The sequence below is a fragment of the Micropruina sp. genome (assembly GCF_047602385.1).
Taxonomy (GTDB): Bacteria; Actinomycetota; Actinomycetes; order Propionibacteriales; family Propionibacteriaceae; genus Micropruina.
Genome location: NZ_JASGHL010000002.1, coordinates 141365 through 160820, shown reverse-complemented (window position 1 = coordinate 160820; position 19456 = coordinate 141365). Strand labels below are relative to the sequence as shown.

Here is a 19456-nt window from a genome sequence, read left to right as displayed (position 1 = left end):
CTGGTCGAGCTTGTCGAGACCCCTCTGGCAACCGGTTTCGACAAGCCCAACCAGCGAGACTCAGCATTGATCAGCGCTTCCCTCACGGGTCTGGACACGCTCAACCAGCGAAACCGGGCACTGATCAGCGCTTCCTCAACGATCGACGTCCCGGCCCGACTCCAGGTCGCCGCACTCGATGGTCAGCACGCCGCATGTCCGCAGGTAGTAGGCGCCCCCGGAGTCGCCGCTGAGCGAGTCGGCGAAGGGACGCCAGTGGTCGCGTCCGAGCAGCACCGGGTGCCCGGGACGTCCCGCGAAGACTGCTCTGACCAGGCAATCCGAACTCGCCACGGCGAGTAGCCGGCGCACCGTGTCCGGGCTGCCGTCCGGGACGTCCACAGGGATGATCGCCGCTGCGTCCGGTGCCGGCCGGAGCCGGCCGACGGCATCGAGCCCGGTCCGCAACGACTCCGACATCCCTTCGGCCCAGCTCGCGCAGACCACGGGTGTCGCCTCGGCGGGCAGCACTGCGCGGGCCGCCTCAGCCGAGGCTCCCAGCACCACGATCACCTCGGCGCAGCCGCCGTCCAGCAACCGCCGCACCGCCAGCTGCAGCCACGGGTCGCCGGCCGGCGTCCTCCGCAGCGCCTTGGGTCCGCCGGCCCGGCGACCGGCGCCCGCGGCCAGCACGATCCCGGTCACCCGGAGCTGGCTCGAGGACGCGCCGCTCAACGATCCCGCTCCGGGGCCACCACCCGCCGGCCCCGCACGTGCACCGCGGTGATCGCCGCTTCACGCAGCCCCATCAGCAGGGTGAACAGCACCTGGTACAGCGCGCGATGCGGATCGGGATCGTGGCCGGCTCCGGCCAGCGCCACCGCGAGATGCTCGTCCCGATCCGGCTCGATGGTGACGAAGTCGGCTTCCTTGCCCAGATCGAAGTTACCGAACCGGTCCTGCTGGTCGAGGGCTCGGGCACCCGCCAGCGTGCACAGGTAGAGCAGTTGCGGCGGGGTCAGAGCCACCGAATCGGCGTCCGGCTCGGACAGATGCACCTTGTAGGCGTCGTTCGCCACCCGCGGGATCAGCCACTCGTCGCCGGCGCCGACGTCCGACCCGAGGGCCACCGTGACGCCGTGCCCGACCGTCCGTCGCCACGGCATGGTGCCCGAGCCGAGAAACTGCTGCGAGGTGGGGCAGTGCGCGATCGAACTGCCGGACGCCGCCAGCCGGGCCAGTTCGTCGTTGGTGCAGTGCACGGCGTGGGCCATGATCGTGCGCCGTCCCAGCAGCGACTCGCCGCCGCGCTTCGACCCGGGCAGGAACAGCCCGTCGTAGGTGTCCAGGTAGCTGTCCACCCGGTACTGGGCACGGACAGCCGCGATTTCGCCGTCGCCTGGCCGGTTGTTCTCGTTCAGGTGGGTGTGCAGGTACACCCCACGGTCGCGGACGCCGGCGTACAGCTCGCCGAGCGCGGCCAGCGTGCGCGGGGTGACCGAGAGCGAGAACCGGGGCACCACCGCCACCTGCAGCAGCGCGGACGCCGGATCACCGGTGTCGGCACAGTGCCAACGGTCGATCTCGTCGGCGACCAGGGTGATCGCCTCGTCCTCACCGGACAGCAGCGGTGCGGCGCTGGCCGGTCCCACGGTCTGGATGCCGCGTCCGGAGACGATCCGCAGGCCGGCGTCCCGGGTGGCCTCGAACAGGGCGTCCTGACCGCCGGGGAAAGCCGAGCCGAAGACCATCGCGGCCGTGGTGCCGACCTGGATCCGGCGCCGGGTGAAGCTGCGGGCGATCCGGACGGCGAAGGCGTCGTCGGCCAGCCGGGCCTCGGCCGGGAACACGCAATGCTCCAGCCACTCCAGCAGCTGGCCGCCGCCGTAGGCGTCGGTGGTGAAGGTCTGCGGGTAGTGCAGATGGGTGTCGACGAAGCCGGGCAGCAGCAGCGCCGAGCCGTCACCGACCACCCGCCATGAGGTGTAGCCGGACGGCAGGTCGGCGTAGCTTCCCACCCACGCCACCCGCCCGGTGGCGTCCACCGCCAGGGCGCCGTCCGGCACCGACACCAGCTGCCGGTCAGCTGCGGCCAGGTCGGCGTCTCCGGCGATGTGCAGCACGTGGCCCCGATGGACCGCCGCCAGCAAGGCGGAATCCGGCGAAGAGCCGGCTGCGCGGGGCGCATTGGCGCCCGGAGCCGTCCCGGCGGCGATCCCGGCGGGGTCGGGGACCATCAGTGCCCGTATTCGGCCGCGATCCGCACCTTGGCGGCCGCGATCGGGTTGGCGTCGGCCACCTTCTCGTCGAACCGGTGGTTGAAGATCTTGGCGACCTCGATCAGCCCGGACGCCTTCTCGGCCGCGACCGAGTTTGCCAACCGGGTCCAGCCGTGCGCGATCACCTTCTCGTAGCGGTCCACATCACTGGCGCTGACCACCAGCGGGAAGCCGTACTTCTCCTTGTAGGCGTTGGTCAGCTCGGTGAGATCGTCGAGATCCTCGCCGACCAGGGTGGGCAGGCCCTTGGTCTCATGGTCCGCCGCGTAGCGGATATGCGCGGTGTCCGCCGACGAGCCGAGATCGGGGAAGGACTGCAGCAGCGTCAACTGCTCGTCACCGGACGCCCCGAGCAGGGCGTCCTGGAAGGCGCCGCGCAGCGCGTAGGCGTCGGCGAACGGACGAGCCCGGTAGGCCAGTTCGACCGCCCACGGCGCACCCTGGACGAGGTCGCCGAAGGTCTCGCCGAACTGCTCCGGGGTCATGTCGTTGACCTGCTCGATGGTCACCAGGCCCTCGCCCGGACGTCCCGCGACCGCCTGGCCGTGGCCGCCGGTGTGGAAGAACAACAGGTTCAGCCCGATCGCGACGATGGCGCCGAGGGTGATGCCGGAGCCGAAGAAGATCTGCGCCCAGCCGGGGAAGGCGCCGGCGATCGCACCGTAGCCGGTGATCAGGCCGGCGGCACCGATCGTGGTGCCGACCACGATGCTGTTGCGGTGATCGGTGAAGTCGACCTTCTGCAGGGTCTGGATGCCGGCAACGGCCACCGCGGCGAACAACGCCAGCGCGGCGCCGCCGAGCACCGGGTGCGGAATGCCGGCGACGATCGCGGCCGCCTTCGGCAGCAGGCCGAGGATGATCATGATCACGCCAGCCGCCGCCACCACCCAGCGCGACTTCACCTGGGTGAGCCGGACCAGGCCGACGTTCTCGGCGAAGGCGGTGTACGGGAACGAGTTGAGCACCCCGCCCAGGGTGGTGGCCAGGCCGTCCGCCCGGATCGCCGCGGCGATGTCGCTGGGCCGGACCCGCTTGCCGACGATCTCGCCGGTGGCGTAGGCGTCACCGGTGGTCTCGACCATGGTGATCAGCATCACGATGATCATCGACAGGATCGCGGTGATCGAGAACTGCGGGAAGCCGAAGTAGAACGGGGTGGTGATGCCGAACATCGCCGAGGAGGCGACATCGTCGAAGTGGGCGTCGCCGAGCAGGAACGCGGCGAAGGTGCCGACCACCAGGCCGATCAGTACCGCGACGGTCTGCAGGAAGCCGCGGGTGAACCGTTGCACGGCCAGGATCAGCGCCAGTGTTCCACCGGCGTAGGCGAGGTTCTTCAGCAGCAGTTCGGGGTTGCGCAGGGAGTAGTCGAACATCTGCACCGGGGTGAACGCGCCGGCGCTGTCGATCACCACGCCGTTGAGGCCGCCGATGGCGCCGAAGGTGATGTCGCCGGCCGCGACCGGCACCAGCGCGATGCCGATGATCAGGATGATCGACCCGGTGACCACCGGTGGGAAGTACTTCAGCAGCCGGGCGAAGAACGGGGCCACGAAGAAGGTGAACAGGCCGGCAACGATGACCGCCCCGTAGATGGTGAGCAGGCCGTCGACCGGCGTCCCGCCGGTGCCGATCACGGCGAGGCCGATCGCGATCATCGGCGACACCGCGGTGAAGGTGACGCCCTGCAGCAGCGGCAGCCGGATGCCGACCCGCCAGGCGCCGCGGCCGAAGCCGACCGCCTGCAGGATCGAGGCGATGCCGCAGGTGAACAGGTCGGCGTTGATCAGGTGGATCAACTGCTCGTTGGTCAGGCCGAGCGCGTTGGAGACCAGGATCGGGACGAGAACCGCGCCGGCATAGAAGGCGAGCACGTGCTGGAAGCCGTAGGCCGCCAGCTGAGGAGCCGGCAGAACCTCGTCGACCGGATGGACACCGGGCTTCGTGGTGCTCTGCGACACGGTGGAGGTGGCCATTGCGACTCCCGTCGTAGGGGCGACCCGGGCGGGCGCCGGGAACATCTTCAGCCCGGTTTCCGCGTCCGCAGCCCCGCTTCGCCGGAAAGTAACGGCGCCTTCATCGAACCGGAACACGGCGTGGATAGTCATGGGGGCAACCCGGGACGGCGGTCGGGGTGGGGAGGGACGACGTGTTCGAGCTTGCCGTGGACCTGTTGCGACACCTGGACGCGGGGGAGTCCGTCGCAGTGGTGACGGTGACCAGGGTGCTCGGCTCGGCGCCGCGTCCGGTCGGTGCCTCGATGGCGGTCGCGGACGCCGCGTCCGGGCAACTCGTGCTGGGGGCGATCTCGGGCGGCTGCGCGGAGGCCGCCGCCCACGGGTTGGCGCTGCAGGTGCTGGACTCGGGCGAGCCGATGACTGAGCATCTCGGCTTCGACGAGTGGGCGTTCTCGACCGGGCTGTCCTGCGGCGGCCAGCTGCGGGTGCTCGGCTATCGGCTGGACGCGTCCCGGGGTGAGCTGGTCGGCGAACTGCGAGCCGCCGCCGAGGGATCGGACGCCGCGCTGGCGATGGTCTCCCGCGGACCCGCCGAGCTGCTCGGCCGGATCGTCACGCTCACCGGCGGCGACGCCGTCCTGCCTGACGAGGCGCTCGGCGTGGTGCGGAAGGAACTCGCGGAGCGGCTGGTCGACGGACGGTGCAGCGTGCTGGAGTTCTCCGACGAGTTGGAGCTGGTGGTGCTGGTCAGCCGGGCGCGTCCCCGGCTGCTGATCTTCGGCGCGGTCGACGTGGCGGGCGCGCTCAGCCGGCTGGGTGGCCAACTGGGGTACCGGGTGACGGTGTGCGACGCCCGGGCGTTGTTCGCGACCGCGGACCGGTTTCCGGACGCCGACGAGGTGATCGTCGACTGGCCGGCCCGGTACCTGGCGTCCACCCAGGTCGACGCCCGCACGGTGATCGCGGTGTTGACCCATGAGGAGCGGTTCGACGTCCCCCTGCTCACCGCCGCCCTGGACGGCCCGGCCGGCTACATCGGTGCGATGGGGTCGCGCCGAACTCATCTGCGCCGCCTCGGCCTGCTTCGTGAGGCCGAGGTGCCCGAGGCGGCGTTGGCCCGGCTGCACTCGCCGATCGGCCTCGACCTGGGCGCGGCCACCCCGATGGAGACCGCGGTCTCGATCATGGCCGAGGTGATCGCGGCCCGCACCGGAGCGCCCGCCGCACCGCTGGCCGAGGGTTCCGGCCCGATCCATTCCGTGGTGGCGCCGGCATGATCGCCCGCACGGTCATCGCCGGCGCCCACATCGCCACCGTCGACCCGGCAGGCACCGAGCACGCCGACGGCCATCTGGTGATCGACGGTTCGGAGATCGTCGCGGTGGGCGGCGGGGCGCCGCCGGCCTGGGCACTGGACGGGCGCGCGCCGGACGGATCGCCGTGCGTCGAGCGGGTCGTCCTCACCCGGGTGGACGGACGCGGACGACTGCTGACACCCGGGCTGATCAACACCCACCATCATCTCTATCAGTGGTTGACCAGGGGATATGCCCAGGACTCGATCCTCTTCGACTGGCTCACCACGCTGTACCCGATCTGGGCGCGGATCGACGCCGACCTCACCCAGGTGGCGTCGCTCGGCGCGATGGCAGTGCTGGCCCGGTCGGGCTGCACGCTGGTCGGCGATCATCACTACGTGTTTCCGCGGGGCTGCGGCGACATCGTGGGCGGGATCGTGGCCGCGGCCGGCGAGATCGGAGTGCGGGTGCACGCCACCCGCGGTTCGATGGATCTCGGGGCCTCCGACGGCGGGTTGCCGCCGGACTTCGCGGTCGAGAGCACCGAGGCGGCGTTGCGCGCGAGCGCCGAGGCGGTGGCGGCGCATCACGATCCGTCGCGGGAGGCGATGGTCCAGGTGGCGCTGGCCCCCTGCTCACCGTTCTCGGTGACCGCCGACCTGCTGCGCCAGTCGGCGGTGCTGGCCCGCGAACTCGGCGTCCGACTGCACACCCACGGTTCCGAGACGCTCGACGAGGACGCCTACACGCGGGAGCGGTTCGGGTTGACCCCCACCCAGTACCTGGAGTCGGTGGGCTGGCTCGGCCCGGACGTCTGGATGGCGCATTGCGTGCACCTGGACGCCGAGGCGATCGCCCGTTTCGCCTCGACCGGCACCGGGGTGGCTCACTGCCCGACCTCGAACGCCCGGCTCGGCTCGGGCATCGCGCCGGTGCCGCAGCTGCTGGACGCCGGCGTCCCGGTTGGGCTCGGCGTCGACGGGGCGGCGTCCAACGAATCGGGCAAGCTGGGCGAAGAGATCCGTGCCGCCGTGCTGATGAACCGGCTGCGGGCCGGCGCGGACCGGATGCCAGGGCGAAAGGCCTTGTGGATGGCCACCATGGGCGGGGCCACGGTACTCGGTCGCGACCGCGAACTGGGCTCGCTCGAGGTCGGCAAGCTGGCCGACGTCGCGCTCTGGCAGGTCGACACGGTCGACCATGCCGGCCTGATCGACCCGGTCGCCGCCCTGACCCTGGCCGCTCAGCCACCGCTGGCCCTGCTGTTGGTGCACGGCCGTCCGGTGGTGGCCGACGACACCCTGCTCACCGTCGACGAGCCGGACGTCGCCCGCCGGGTCGCCGCGGCGTCCCGAGAACTGGCCGAGCGGGTCTGAGTAGTCATCGTTGGTCGATCTTGTCGAGACCAGGCTGTGCCGCTGAGGGGTTTCGACAAGCTCAACCAACGGTCGGCGGTGGCCCGCGTACCGGTGCTGGGTCTCAGCCGGCGGCCAGCCGCCAGACCCGGTCCTTGCTGAACGGGGTCTCATAGGGGCGGACGCCGATCGCGCGGCGGATCGCGTTGCCCAGGGCGGCTGCGACCGGGTTGTACGGGGATTCGCTCATCGACTTGGCGCCGAACGGGCCCAGGTCGTCGCTGGTGCTCGCGAAGTAGACCTCGGTGTCGCCGATGTCGGCGAGTTGCGGTACCCGGTAGGTGCGGAACGCCGGATTGAGGACGGCTCCGTCGGCCACCAGCACCTCCTCCAGCAGTGCCGAGCCGATCGCCTGGGCCACCCCGCCCTCGACCTGGCCGCGGCACTGCTCGGGGTTCATCACGGTGCCGGCGTCCGCGGCCTGGATGGACTGCAGAATGCGCACCTCGCCGGTGTCGACGTCCACCGCAACCCGGAAGGCGTGCACATTCCAGGCCAGCGAGCGGACGTCGCCGAGTTCCGCGCCGTTCGCCACCAGAGTGTCGCCGACCCGGTGCTCGTCGTCCACCGCCGCGATCAGGTCGGCGAAGCTGAGCCGGCGATCACCGGCGACCACCCCGTCCGCCTCGAGGGTCAGTTCGGACGCCGGCGCCCCGGTGAGCGTGTGGGCGGCGGTCAGCAGCGTCGTCCGCAGGGTCAGCGCGGCGGCGTACAACGCCTTGCCGGCGACCGTGGTGCCGGCCGAGGCGAACGCGCCGGTGTCGTAGGGGGCGGCGTCGGTGTCGGACTGGTGCACGACGATCCGGTCGACGCCGGTGTGCAGCGCGGTCGCCACGATCTGGGTGTGCACGGTGGTGGTGCCGTTGCCGAACTCGGAGGTGCCCACGCCCAGGTGGTAGCGGCCGTCGGGGTGCAGGGTGACCGTGGTGCGCGAGATGTGCCCGAACGGGGCCATGGTGGCGATCATCGCGACCGCCATCCCTTCGCCGCTGCGCCAGCTCGGTCCGGTCGGCCCCACCACACCGTTCCCCCTGGTCAGCGCGGCTTCGGCGAGATCGAGGCATTGGTCGAGGCCGTAGCTGCCGTAGACCAGATCGGCTTCCGGCTCGGCGTGCGCGGTGAGCAGCGGGTCGCCGTCGCGGACCATGTTGATCCGGCGCAGCTCGAACGGGTCCATGTCGAGCGCGATCGCCAACTCGTCCAGGGCCGACTCGACGCCGAAGATCACCTGCCCCAGGCCGTAGCCGCGGAAGGCGCCCGAGGGCACGTTGTTGGTGTAGACAACCTCGGCGTCCACCCGCTTCACCGGCACGTTGTAGAGCGAGATCGACTCGGCGCAGGCGTGGAACATGACCCCGCGGGAGTGATTGCCGTAGGCGCCGGTGTCGGAGAGCAGGTCGAGCTTCAGCGCGGTCAGCCGGCCGTCGGCGGACGCCCCGAGGCTGACCCCGACCCGCATCGGGTGCCGCACCGAGGTGCGCAGGAACTCATCGGCCCGGCTCAGCTCGAACTGCACCGGACGTCCGGTGCGCAGCACGGCCAGCCCGACCAGGTCCTCGGTGAAGATCTCCTGCTTGCCGCCGAAACCTCCACCGACCCGTCCGGTGAACACCCGGACCCGCTCCCGCGGCAGCTCCAGCAGCAGGCTGAGTTCGTCGCGGACCAGGAACGGCACCTGCGTGGAGGTGCGCAGGGTGAGCCGTCCGGCCTCGTCCAGCCAGCCGATGGTGCCGTGGGTCTCCAGCTGGGCGTGGCTGACCCGCTGGGTCTGCCAGACCCCGCTGACCGTGACCTCGGACGCCGCCAGCGCCGCGTCCACGTCGCCGCCGTGACCCTCGTGCAGGCCGACGATGACGTTCCGGTGGGCCTCGTCGACGCGGTCGTCCGGCGTCCGGTCGGGATGGATCAGCGGGGCGCCGGGCGAGCGGGCCGCTTCCGGATCGAAGACGGCCGGCAGCACCTCGTAGTCGACCACGATCAGCCGGCAGGCCTGCTCGGCGATCGCGGCCGTTTCCGCCACCACGGCGGCGACCCGCTGGCCCTGGAACCGGACCACGTCGTCGAGCATCCGGGTGTCGTCCGGGTCGTCGACGCGGTGCTCGTGCCGCGCCGTCGAGTACCGGACGCCGGGCACGTTGCGATGGGTGAGCACCAGTTCGACGCCCGGCAGTGCCTCGGCGGCGGTGGTGTCGATGGCGACGATCCGGGCATGCGGATGCGGTGCGCTGAGCAGCCGCAGGTGCAGCGCGCCCGGCATCACCACGTCGAAGGTGTAGGGCTCGGTGCCGGTCACCACCCGGCGTCCGGCCGGCGGCGGAACCGAGCGGCCCACCGCCGCCTCGCCCGGCGCGGGACGGTCGGTGACCGCCGCCGCCCCGGTCAGCCCGGCCCGGATCGACTGCCGGATCGACCGGTAGCCGGTGCAGCGGCACAGGTTGCCCTTCATCAGCCGGGGCAGGTCGTCGAGGTCGTCAGGGGTCAAAGTGGACGCGGTGACGACCATGCCGGCGGTGCAGAACCCGCACTGGAAGCCGAAGTTGTCGCAGAACGACCGCTGCATCGGGTGTAGATCCTCAGGGGTGCCCAGGCCGGAAACCGTCGTCACCTCGGCACCATCGACGCGGACGGCCGGCACCAGGCAGGAATGCACCGGACGTCCGTCCAGCAGCACCGAGCAGGCGCCGCAGTCACCGGCGTCGCAGCCCTTCTTCATGCCCAGGTGCCCGTGCTCGCGCAGGAAGGTGCGCAGGCACTGACCGGGAGCTGAGACGCCGTCCAGCGCGGTGCCGTCCACCGTGCAGCGGATCTCGTCGCCGGCCTGGCCGGCGACGATCGGAAGGGTGTCCTCGGCGGTCATCGGGCCGCCAACTCCGCGCGTACCTCGTCGGCCAGCACCTGGCTGACCTGGCGACGCCAATCGGCGGCACCCAGCGGGTCGGTGTAGTAGCCGGGTGCGGCGGCGACCGCGGTGCGCAACGTGGCGGCGTCCGGGAGTTCGGGGTAGCGCAGCAGCACCGGACGCAGCGTGGCGGCGGTGATCACGAACAGCGCGGCGCCGTCGGGGTCGAGCCGTCCGGTCAGCACCGCCCCGGAGCGACCCAGCGTGGCCAGGGCGATCTTGCGCAGCGCGGTGCGCGATACCAGCGTGCGGCGCGGAATCTCGATGGCCCGTAGCACCTCGCCGGGAGCCAGCGTGTTGGTGCCGTTGCCGGTGATCAGGCCGGCCACGGCTGCGCGACGGTCGGTGCCGTCCGGGCACCAGATCTCGGCCTCGGCGTCCAGGGTCGCGGCCAGCGTCACCATCGACCCGGCCGCGAACGAGCGACAGATGTTGCCGCCGACGGTCGCCAGCCCCCAGATCTTGAACGACATCAGCAGGGCATCGGCGCAGGCCCGGAAGAGTGGCTGAGCCGACCAGCCGGGTTGTTGCGGCAGCGCGACCAGGTCGGCGATGGTGCAGGTGGCGGCGATCCGCAGGCCGTGCTCACTGACTTCGAGCGCCGGCCAGCCGAGCGCGGTCAGATCGACCAGCCCGGACGTCGTGGGCTGCGGCTCGGAGAACAGCCACGTCCCCCCGGCGAGCAGCGCTTCGTCCGGCGCCAGGACCAACTCGTCACGCGTGCGCGGCCGCCGGTACCGCGTGATCGTGTTGAGGTCCATCGGCACAGTGAACCGAGCGGATGTGTCACCGGTGTTTCGAGCGGGTGACCGCTCCGGGAAGCGCCGGCCGAGCGTGGCAAGGCCGCTTTGGGTCAGCTCCGACGAGGTGTTTCGACGCGAAACCCACGATGGAGGCCCTGGTCAGCCGGACATCAGCAGGCCGCGTTCGGTGCGCGCCAGCAGCTGGATCAGGTGCATCTCGGTGGGCTGGCCGGGACCGACCATCCGGTTGTGGTGCATGTGCACCAGGCTGGGCAGCAGGGTGCCGACCGTGCCGTCCAGTTCGCCGGATCGTTCCAGGTCTGCCAGCGCGACGCCGACCGGCAGTAACGACGTCCGGAAGGCGTCGAGGGCGTTGCTCAGCGGTCCGGGCTGAGGGCTGCCGAGCAGGGCACGCAGCCGGGTCTTGCGCTCCCGGTAGTCGCTACCTGCGACGCGGCCGATCTGGGGGTCCTCGACGAGCGCGGCCTGAGCCTGATAGAACGCCAGCCGCTGCGGTCGGTCGAGTCCCAGCCCGGCCAGCAACGCGGTGGTTGAGGCCACCAGGGTCTCCGGCAGCGGGCCGGGCAGCGCGAGCAGCCTCCGGACGGCGACGCTGTCGGCGTGGAAGGCGTCCTCGCACACCTGGAGACCGGACGGCCCGCCGTAGCGTTCGATCTCGCGGTCGTAGCTGTCCAGCACCAGCCGGGAGATCCGTCCGGCATCGAGGAGTTGCCCAGCGAAGTCGCTCACCTGGGGCAACAGGTGGCGGACCAGCAGGTCCGGCTCACCCTGCCAGCGGATCCGCAGATGCGGTTCCGGATCGCTGTAGCGCAGGAAGAACCACCGCCTGGCCAGCCCCGAGTTCTCGGCCATGTCGATCAGGTCACCCAGATCGGTGGTCAGCAGCCGGGTCAGTTGGTCGTACGGCGCGTAGAACTTGGCGAACAGCCAATCGCCTCCCGGCAAGCGCATACGGTCCCGGACGCTGACCCGGCGCAGCGGACGCGACCCGGTCGCGAGCACCCGAGTCCCGGTGGTCCGGTCGGTCGGAACCTCGTTGGTCGAGCTTGTCGAGACCCCCTCGGTCGGGACGGTCGAGACCTCGTCCGTCGAACTCGCCGTGCATTCGTCGGTCGAGCTTGTCGAGACCCCCCTGGTCGCGACCCGAGGCTCTCCAGACGCGCTCAGCAAGGCATCCGTCCTCGGCGCGGTGCTCGCAGTCTCCGGACGGCGGACCAGCGAGATCACCAGCTCGGTCAGGTAGTGGCCGTCCGGACCGACAAGCCAGGCGTCCGCCACGTCGGGCAGTGCCTCGTCGAGGCGCAGGGTGCCGCCGGAGTTCCGGAACTCGCGGCGCAGCTGCTCCCGGTCATCGGCCTGGCTGAGGTCGAGCAGCAGCCGGTTGTCCGCGATCGTCACATAGACCCGCTCGGGCAGCCCCCAGCGGCTGCGGGCCACGTCGATCGCGGACGCCACCGCGCCGGCGTCCACGGTGCCGGACGGCGTCCAGCCCGGCACACTGAGCAGCCAGCGGGCCGGCGCCAGCACCGTGCGGCCCACCTGGACCCGAGGCAGCACCGGCAGCGACTGGGCCGGCCCCCAGTCGAACGCGGAGAACTCGGCCGGGATGCCCTGCCCGACGGCGTCCAGGAACTGGCAGACCGGGGGCGCGCCGTGATGGTTGAGCATGTGCCGGGCGGTCGGGCGAACACGGACGCCGAGGCTGGCCGAGCGCAGGTAGAACTGGGTGCCGTCGTGACCGACCAGCAGGTCGGCAAGATCCAGCTGGTGCTCGGCGCTGCCGCGTCCGCTGACCACGATCTCGTGGCTCGCGACCCTCGGCCGGATCACCACATTCGTCGAGCGGGGCGTGCCCGGCAGGTAGACCACCTCGGCGGTCACCGAGTCCGGCTCGGCGGCGGTTTCCGCGCCGTCCAGCCAGGAGTAGTAGGCCTCGCCGGCAGTCCCGAACAGGTCGGCGAACCGGCCGAGCCAGCGTCCCGCCGAGCCGGCGCCCAGGTTGGGTCCGATCACCAGGGTGAAGGCGCCGGCATCGACGGCGGCGGCGTCCGTGGCCAGCAGGAACGCGGACACGTCGAGCGACAACGGCGCGTCGCGGGTGTTGGCCGGCGACAGCTCCTTCGCCGGGGAGGCGGGCCAGCCGCTCAACGCGAGGATCGTCTCGGCGTCCAGGTGCACGGTGCGGCGGTCGTCGCGCAGGGCCTCCAGAGCGAGGGTCATCAGTCGCTCGGAGCGCCGGGACTGCACCGCCGGATCGATTCCGGACGCCGCGCCGTGCGTGTGCGGCAACGGCCCGAGTCCCCGGGCCGGATCGAACACCTCGATGAGCGGAACCTCGGCTCCAGCGCCCCAGCGGGCGAGGAAGCGGCGTCCGTAGCCGGCCAGATCACCGGACGTCGACGGCCCGGGACCGATCCGCAGCAGCACCTCGACCGCGCGGGCACATGCCCGCCCCACCTCGGCCGCCAAGCCGCTGCCGGTCAATTCCCGGGTCAGGTCGGTCTGGAAGGTCTCGGCCTGGTTCTGCTGCCCCTGATCGGCGTGCTGATCGGAATGGTCGTGGTGGTGCGCGGCCGGCGCCTGGGTCTGCCGGAGGTGGTCCGCGACTGCTCGGGCAGCCGTGGCGATCCGACCGAAAGCGTCCGGCCGCTGCTGGCCGTCGATCGTTCCGGCGTCCCGATCGGCAACCCTGATCGCTTCGCGCAACTCGGCGACGGACGCGTCCACGGCCGGGTCCGCCCGGCTCAGCAGTGCGTCGGCGTCGGTGCCGGCGGTGGCGTCCGGCCCGGTCAGCGCCGGAACCAGGTCGCTGTGCAGCAGCCCCGCCTGGATCAACTGATCCAGCAGGCCGGTGACCTGCTCGACCGAACCGCCGCTGCCGGTCCGGACCCGTTCGACGAGGTCGGAGTGATCGATCCAGGACGCCGCGGCCGCCAGCGCCAGCCTTGCCGGTTCCGTGGCGCGCACCGAGCCGCCGCCCTGGGCCACCAACCGGTCCGCGGTCTCGGCGACCAGCGGGTCGACGCGCCACCGCAGCCGTGCCCGGACGTTCGGTCGTTGCTCGGCGGAGGTGAGCAAACCCCGCAGCCAACCCATGTCCGGACGCGTCCGGGTGCGGTCTGTGGTGCCGACGCACAGGTCGGTGCCGGTGGCCCAGCCGGCCAGCGACACCGCGGCGAACCCGCCGTACGGGGTGGGCCGGGTGGTCATTCGGATCAGATAGCGAGCCAGACTGGTCCGGGTTCTGGACGCCTCCTTCGGGTCGGCGTCGGAACGCCGGGTCTTCTCCAGCAGGGTCGGGCTCCCGATGGCCAGCGCCCGGACGACACCCGGGTCGTCCAGCGCTTGGGACGGGTCACGCACCCACGGCAGTCGCTCGACCGGCAGCAGCGGCGTCCGCACCATCACCCAGGGGGCGACCCGGTACAGCGCGGTGCCCACCGGCTCAGGTGAAGGCGCGGCCCCCTGCCGGCTCGGTGGTTGGCTCTCAAGTGGAACGCGGGGACGGTTCTTTCGGTCCACTTCCGGTCCGGAAGGACCGTCCCTTCGTTCCGTTCCTGGGCCGGAAGAACCGTCCCCGCGGTTCAGGACAGCGCGAACATCCGGTCCCATGTCGGCTCCACCTCGCTCGCGGCGCTCAGCAGCACCAGGCTGATTCCGGCGGCGCCGTCCAGGACGCCGGGCTGATCGACCTTGTTGTCGCCGGGTTCCACGCAGGCGATGCCCATCGGGCGGTCCGGCTCGACGGCGTCCAGGAGCTGCTCGGTCAACGCGGACGCCGCCTCGGCGAACAGCGGTAGGCCGGTGTCGTGGTGGAACCGGAGGGTGATCTGCAGCAGTCCCGCGACGCCGTGGCAGAAGGTGGGGGAGTCGATGCCGCGCTGCTCGGGCGGACGCCGGTAGACCGCGGCCATCGCCTCGATGGCCAGATTGCGCAGGTCTGAGCGGTCCAACGCCCGACCGGCGAGGAACAGCGCCCGGGCGGCACCGGGGGTGCCGTAGCACCAGGCGTCCCGGCCGACCCGGTGCACCGGCAACTCGGCCAGGCCCTGTGCCGTCCGGGTCAGCGAGACGACGGTGTCCCAACCGGGGCCGTCGTCGCCGAGGCTGACGTGTCCGGCCAGCCAGTCGGCCAGCGACTCGGTCGCAAGCCGGACGTCGTCGCCCCCGGTTCCACCGAGCCGGGCGATCGCGAGCGCTGCCAGCGGCCCCGGGATGCCGTGGGCGAGCCCCAGATTGAGGTTGCCGAACGGGTAATAGGCGCGTTGTTCGTCGTCGTAGAGCAGTTCGGGCGGCGTGAACCAAGCGGGCGGGTCGCCGCTCTCGACAGCCAGCGCCGCCAGGGCGCGCAGTACGAACGGGGTGACCGGACGCGCCGCCTGGTCCGGGTTGGGCAGGGCGCACAGCGCGACGCCGGCCAGGCCGGAGATCTGGTCGAAGGTGCCCACCGAGATCCCGGATCGGCCCCGGATCGCGGCCGCGGTGGCCAGCGCGTCCTGGGCGATCACGCCGTCCAGACCCGGCAGTAGCGGGTTCAGCGCGGAGCCGCCGATCCGGCGTCCGGCGAAGGCCATCCCGGACGACCCGCTCACTGAACCCATCGCCGGCCGGTGGCCCCGTCCGAGCAGTGTCGCGGTGGCGGCGGCGAAGTTCGCGGCCCGGACGTCCCAGCCGTCGTCGGGACGGTGCCGGTGCAGTTCGGCGGACAGCAGCGCCTGGCCCAGGTCGCCCTGGGCAATTGAGGTCGGATCCCAGTGCAGCGCGTTGGGGAAGTTCGTCTGCTGCACCGAGAGCCGGTTGGCCTCGGCCACCCGTGCCGGATCCGTGCACCGTTCGGCGAGCAGCAGCGCCGTCCCGAACGCCCGCTCGGCCAGGTCGGCCGGCAGCGGCGAGCGCCACGACGACGCCGGCCGGACGGCGTAGTGCTGAATCAGCCGGTGCGTCAGCACCGGTGCCGCGGATGGTTCGGCGGCGTCACCCGGCGAACCGTTGCGGTCCGCGGCGGTGCCGGTTTCCCGGGCGGCGCCGCCGGCATCGCGGTCGGAGTCGGGGCCGTCCCTCATGGGCAGACCAACGTCGGGCAACCGTTCTGGGTGACGCACGGGACCACCACGGACGGCTGGCAGCGCCAGTTGCAGACCGTGGGAATGCAGGTCGCACCGCGAATGGTCGGCCAGCACTTCGCGGGCACACAGGTGTGACAGGTGACACCGTTGTTGCACGTCAGGCAGGTATTGCAGGTGTTGCAGGTCGGACCGTTGTTGCAGGTCAGGCAACTCACGCAGGTGGCGCAGGTCACCTGATTGCAGGTCTGGCAGGTGGCGTCGTCGCGGGTCTGGCAGGTGCCGCCGAAGCAGGTCCGGCAGGTGGCGTTGCCGCAGGTGTTGCACTGGGTGATCTGACACGTCTTATGGGTGACGCAGAAGTTCCCGCAGGTGCCCAGCACGGTGTCCAGCCGGCATGCCGGCGGCAGCGTGTCGGGCACACAACCGCCCGCGAAGCTGTTCGGGATGGTGGTGAAGTCGGTGGGCAGGGTGCCGGTGGGGCCGGTGGGGAAGGTCACGTCGGTGTCCGGGGTCAGTCCGCCGGGCAGGCCGGCTCGGGCGTCCACGGCGAACGCGTCGGCGGCGAGCCCGTCGGCGGAGGCGGGACGCGAGTGCACGTACTCGACCGCGGCGTCCCGCTTCAGGCTGACCCGGGTGGCGTCCAGGCCGACGAACGGCGGCTGGTCGGGGGCCACCGATTCGACGGCGAGGACGTCCTCGGTGCGGAACTCGACGTAGTAGTCCAGGGCGGTGTTCAGGTAGAGGCGGCGGTAGCCGTCCCGCTCGCTGTCGCCGAGCAGCCCGGCGAGTTGGAAGGACGCCGGCGCCGGCGTCCCCGGATCGTTGATCCGCGCGGCCACGAACGGGTCGGGCGGACGGCCTTCGATGCCGTTGTCGTTGTCGGCCATGAGAACTCCTCGGTGGGTGGTGGGTCGTCGGATCAGGCGCGGATGGCGCACCAGGCCGGGTCGCTGATCCGGCAATCGCAGGTGACGAAATTGCAGGTGTGGCAGGTCTCACAGGTCGCCCAGCAGGTTGCGCCGCAGGTGTTCGCGCAGCTGTCGACGCAGGTGTTCGCGCAGGTGGCGTCGCAGGTCCCCCGGCAACTCACACAGGTGCTCAGGCAGGTGTTCCAGCAGCTCGCGCAGGTTTCGTCGCAGCTACCGGCACAGCTGACGCAGGTCACCGCGGTGACCACACAGCCCGGCTCGCAGGTGGCACGTCCGCAGGTCTGGCAGGTGTTCGGCACCGTCGCACAACGCGGACCCTGACAGGTCGCGCAGGTCTCGCCCACACAGGTATCGCAGGTGTTCTGCCCGCAGGTCGCGCAGCTGTCCTGGGTGCAGGCGCCGCAGGTCGGGCCGGCCTGGCTGGGCCAGGGGCCGAACGTTCCGCCGCCGGTTCCGCCGCCCCCCGGACGGCAGGGGTCGAAGTCGGACTGCCCGAACCGGACGGTGATGGCCGGGCAGTTCGCCTGCCAGGTGTGCGTCCGTTCGACCACCTCCGGCTGCACGGTGGCCTCCCGGGCCTCGAGCAGGAACGGGTCGGCTCCGGACGTCCGGCGCACCCAGTCCACGGCGGCGTCGCCGGCCAGGAGGACGCGGGTTGCGTCCAGGCCGGGGAACGGTGCAGTCGTGGGTGGGACGTCCTCCACGGCGACCACGTCAGCGGTGCGGAACTCGGCGAAGTAGTCCAGCCGGGTGGTCAGGTAGAGCCGCCGGCGTCCCGCACGGTCGCTGTCGCCGAGCAGCCCGGCCAAGGCGACCAGGCCCTTGGCCGACCCGGCCGCGCCGGATCGAGCCTGGACGAAGGGGTCCGCGGCGCGGTTCCGGATCTCGTCTGGATTCGCCATCGCGTTCCCCTTCGTTCGGACGCCGGGTCAGCAGCGACAGGTGTTGCAGTGGGTCTGCAGCACAGTGGGGCAGCGGCCGACGGTCTCGCAGAGATCCGGGGTGCAGGTGAACCGGCAGGTCGCGCCACACGTCGCGCCGCAGGTGATCCCACAGGTTGCCGCGCAGGTATTGGCACAGGTGTTCACACAGGTGCCCGCGCAGGTCGGACCGCAGGTGGCGCCACAGGTTCCCCCGCACGCGGTGGCGCAGGTGATGCAGGTGGCACCGTCCTGAGTGGGGCAGACATCGCAGGTCCGGCAGGTACCGCCATGACAGGTATCGCAGGTGTGCCGGCAGGTATCGCAGGTCTGGCAGGTGGCGCCCTGGGTCTCCCGGCAGGTGCGCGGCTTGCATACCGTCCAGCCGCTCGGGCATTCGTTCGCGGTCGGACAGCCGATGTCGGTCGGGCAGTCGCCCCACGAAGGACCCGGGCACTCGGCCTCCCAGGTCTCGGCGAACGCGGGCATCGGCCGCGCCATCGCCGTCATCGGCTGCACCGAGAACGGGTCGGACGCCCCGGCCACCGCCGTCCGGACGTAGTCGAGCGCGGCGTCCCTGGCGACGGTCAGCCGGGTCGCGTCCAGGCCCTGGAACGGCGGCTGGCCGGGTCCGACATCCTCGACGGCGAGGACGTCCTCGATACGCACTTCGACCCAGTAGTCCAGCCGGGTGGTCAGGTAGAGCCGCCGGCGTCCCGGACGGTCGCTGTCGCCGAGCAGGCCGACCAGGGTCAGCGTGGCCGGCGGGGTGGCCGTGGGATCGTTGATGCGGGCGGCGACGAAGGGGTCGGGCGGGCGCTTGCTGATGTCGTCGTTCTCGGCCATGAGTGGTACCTCGATCCGCGGCTGGGGTGGCCTTCACTCATCGTGCTCTCGCCCGAGGGCGCCGGCCATGCGCAGAATTGCGGAAGGCTGTCAGGGGCGCTGACCGACAAGCTCGACCAACGAGGGTCACCGCTGGTTGAGCTGGTCGAAACCCCCGCAACGAGCGCGCGTTCGGGTCTCGACAAGCTCGACCAGCGAAGATCAGCGCGTTCCCTGGCCGGGCGTCAGCGCGGCGCCCCCGGGTGAGCAGACTTGTCCACCGCGAGCAGCGCCGCCCCGATGATCCCGGCCCGGTTCTGCAGTTGGGCCGGCACGATCGGTGTCCGGAGCTTGAGCCGGGGGAGGAATTTATCGGCCTTCTTGCTGACCCCACCACCGACCACCAGCAGGTCGGGCGAGAACAAGAACTCCACCGTTTCGTAGTAGCGCTGCAGCCGCGGGACGTACTCGTCCCAGCTCAGGCTCTCGCGCTCGCGGGCACTGGCCGCGGCCCGCTTCTCGGCGTCGTAGCCGTCGATCTCCAGATGACCGAGTTCGGAGTTCGGCACCAGCACGCCGCGATGGATGATCGCCGAACCGATGCCGGTGCCGAGGGTGGTGACGATCACCAGCCCGGGGTGGCCCTTGGCGGCGCCGAAGCCGACCTCGGCGACCCCGGCCGCATCAGCGTCGTTCACCACCACGACATCGCGGCCCAGGGCTTCTTCGAAGATCTTCTCGGCCGGGCAGTTCACCCAGGACGGATCGATGTTCGCCGCCGACAGCGTCACCCCGTGCTGCACGATCGCGGGGACGGTGATGCCGATCGGCCCGTCGCCGAGCTGGTCGGCGAAGTGGCTGACGATCTCGCCCACGACCGCGGCGACATTGCTCGGTGTGGACTCCTGCGGGGTGTCGATCCGCAGCCGCTCGGTGGCGAAGTCGCCGGCGGTCAGGTCGACCACCGCCCCCTTGATCCCTGAACCGCCGATGTCGATGCCGAGCGCGAAATTCGAAGTCATGAGGGGCACCCTAGTGACGCACGGCGCAGCGACGGAAGCAGCAGTGCCCGGCCGTGGAGTGGTTCTCGGGCCGGATCCGGCGCCGGGCCCGCGGACGCG

Annotated in this window: 13 protein-coding genes; 2 read left to right on the top strand and 11 right to left on the bottom strand. The window is 71.4% G+C overall.

Annotated elements, in window-relative coordinates; translation table 11 throughout:
• Window positions 1–135: 135 nt before the first annotated feature.
• The 3 genes from QM711_RS05600 to QM711_RS05590 are packed head-to-tail and all read right to left on the bottom strand — an operon-like array spanning window position 136 to window position 4237.
• Window positions 136–714: a nucleotidyltransferase family protein gene (locus QM711_RS05600; RefSeq protein WP_415097148.1), complete on the bottom strand. Its 579-nt coding sequence runs from the start codon at window positions 712–714 to the stop codon at window positions 136–138.
• Complete coding sequence (locus QM711_RS05595) at window positions 711–2216, bottom strand: amidohydrolase family protein (RefSeq protein WP_415097146.1); 1506 nt, start codon at window positions 2214–2216, stop codon at window positions 711–713. Before QM711_RS05595 ends, QM711_RS05600 begins: the two co-directional genes overlap by 4 nt.
• Window positions 2216–4237, bottom strand: coding sequence for a solute carrier family 23 protein (locus tag QM711_RS05590; protein ID WP_415097144.1), 2022 nt, complete (start codon window positions 4235–4237; stop codon window positions 2216–2218). The genes QM711_RS05595 and QM711_RS05590 overlap by 1 nt, the downstream gene beginning before the upstream one ends.
• 173 nt (window positions 4238–4410) lie before the next feature.
• Here QM711_RS05590 and QM711_RS05585 point away from each other — a divergent pair, with 173 nt between their 5' ends.
• Both QM711_RS05585 and QM711_RS05580 read left to right on the top strand, forming a co-directional pair.
• Window positions 4411–5496 carry an XdhC family protein gene (locus QM711_RS05585; protein WP_415097142.1) on the top strand — a complete coding sequence of 362 codons (1086 nt, stop codon included), beginning with the start codon at window positions 4411–4413 and terminating at the stop codon, window positions 5494–5496.
• A complete protein-coding gene (locus QM711_RS05580) occupies window positions 5493–6893 on the top strand; it encodes an 8-oxoguanine deaminase (RefSeq protein WP_415097140.1) in 1401 nt (466 codons plus the stop codon). Before QM711_RS05585 ends, QM711_RS05580 begins: the two co-directional genes overlap by 4 nt.
• Before the next feature lie 103 nt (window positions 6894–6996).
• Here QM711_RS05580 and QM711_RS05575 read toward each other — a convergent pair whose 3' ends face one another.
• The 8 genes from QM711_RS05575 to ppgK all read right to left on the bottom strand — a co-directional run bounded on the left by QM711_RS05575 (window position 6997) and on the right by ppgK (window position 19357).
• A complete protein-coding gene (locus QM711_RS05575) occupies window positions 6997–9789 on the bottom strand; it encodes a molybdopterin-dependent oxidoreductase (RefSeq protein ID WP_415097138.1) in 2793 nt (930 codons plus the stop codon).
• Window positions 9786–10592, bottom strand: a complete 807-nt coding sequence (locus tag QM711_RS05570) for an FAD binding domain-containing protein (RefSeq protein WP_415097136.1) — start codon at window positions 10590–10592, stop codon at window positions 9786–9788. The genes QM711_RS05575 and QM711_RS05570 overlap by 4 nt, the downstream gene beginning before the upstream one ends.
• Before the next feature lie 141 nt (window positions 10593–10733).
• Entirely contained in the window at window positions 10734–14036 is a 3303-nt protein-coding gene (locus QM711_RS05565) for a lantibiotic dehydratase (RefSeq protein ID WP_415097134.1), read from the bottom strand.
• Window positions 14037–14179: 143 nt separating this feature from the next.
• On the bottom strand, window positions 14180–15658 hold the full coding sequence (locus QM711_RS05560) for a lanthionine synthetase C family protein (protein WP_415097132.1): 1479 nt from the start codon (window positions 15656–15658) through the stop codon (window positions 14180–14182).
• Window positions 15655–16548 (bottom strand): hypothetical protein, encoded by an 894-nt coding sequence (locus QM711_RS05555; protein ID WP_415097130.1) that lies wholly within the window; start codon window positions 16546–16548, stop codon window positions 15655–15657. Before QM711_RS05555 ends, QM711_RS05560 begins: the two co-directional genes overlap by 4 nt.
• A gap of 32 nt (window positions 16549–16580) precedes the next feature.
• On the bottom strand, window positions 16581–17492 hold the full coding sequence (locus QM711_RS05550) for a hypothetical protein (protein WP_415097128.1): 912 nt from the start codon (window positions 17490–17492) through the stop codon (window positions 16581–16583).
• Window positions 17493–17519: 27 nt separating this feature from the next.
• Entirely contained in the window at window positions 17520–18356 is an 837-nt protein-coding gene (locus QM711_RS05545; protein WP_415097126.1) for a hypothetical protein, read from the bottom strand.
• A gap of 224 nt (window positions 18357–18580) precedes the next feature.
• On the bottom strand, window positions 18581–19357 hold the full coding sequence (ppgK, locus tag QM711_RS05540; protein ID WP_415097124.1) for a polyphosphate--glucose phosphotransferase: 777 nt from the start codon (window positions 19355–19357) through the stop codon (window positions 18581–18583).
• Between the last annotated feature and the right edge of the window lie 99 nt (window positions 19358–19456).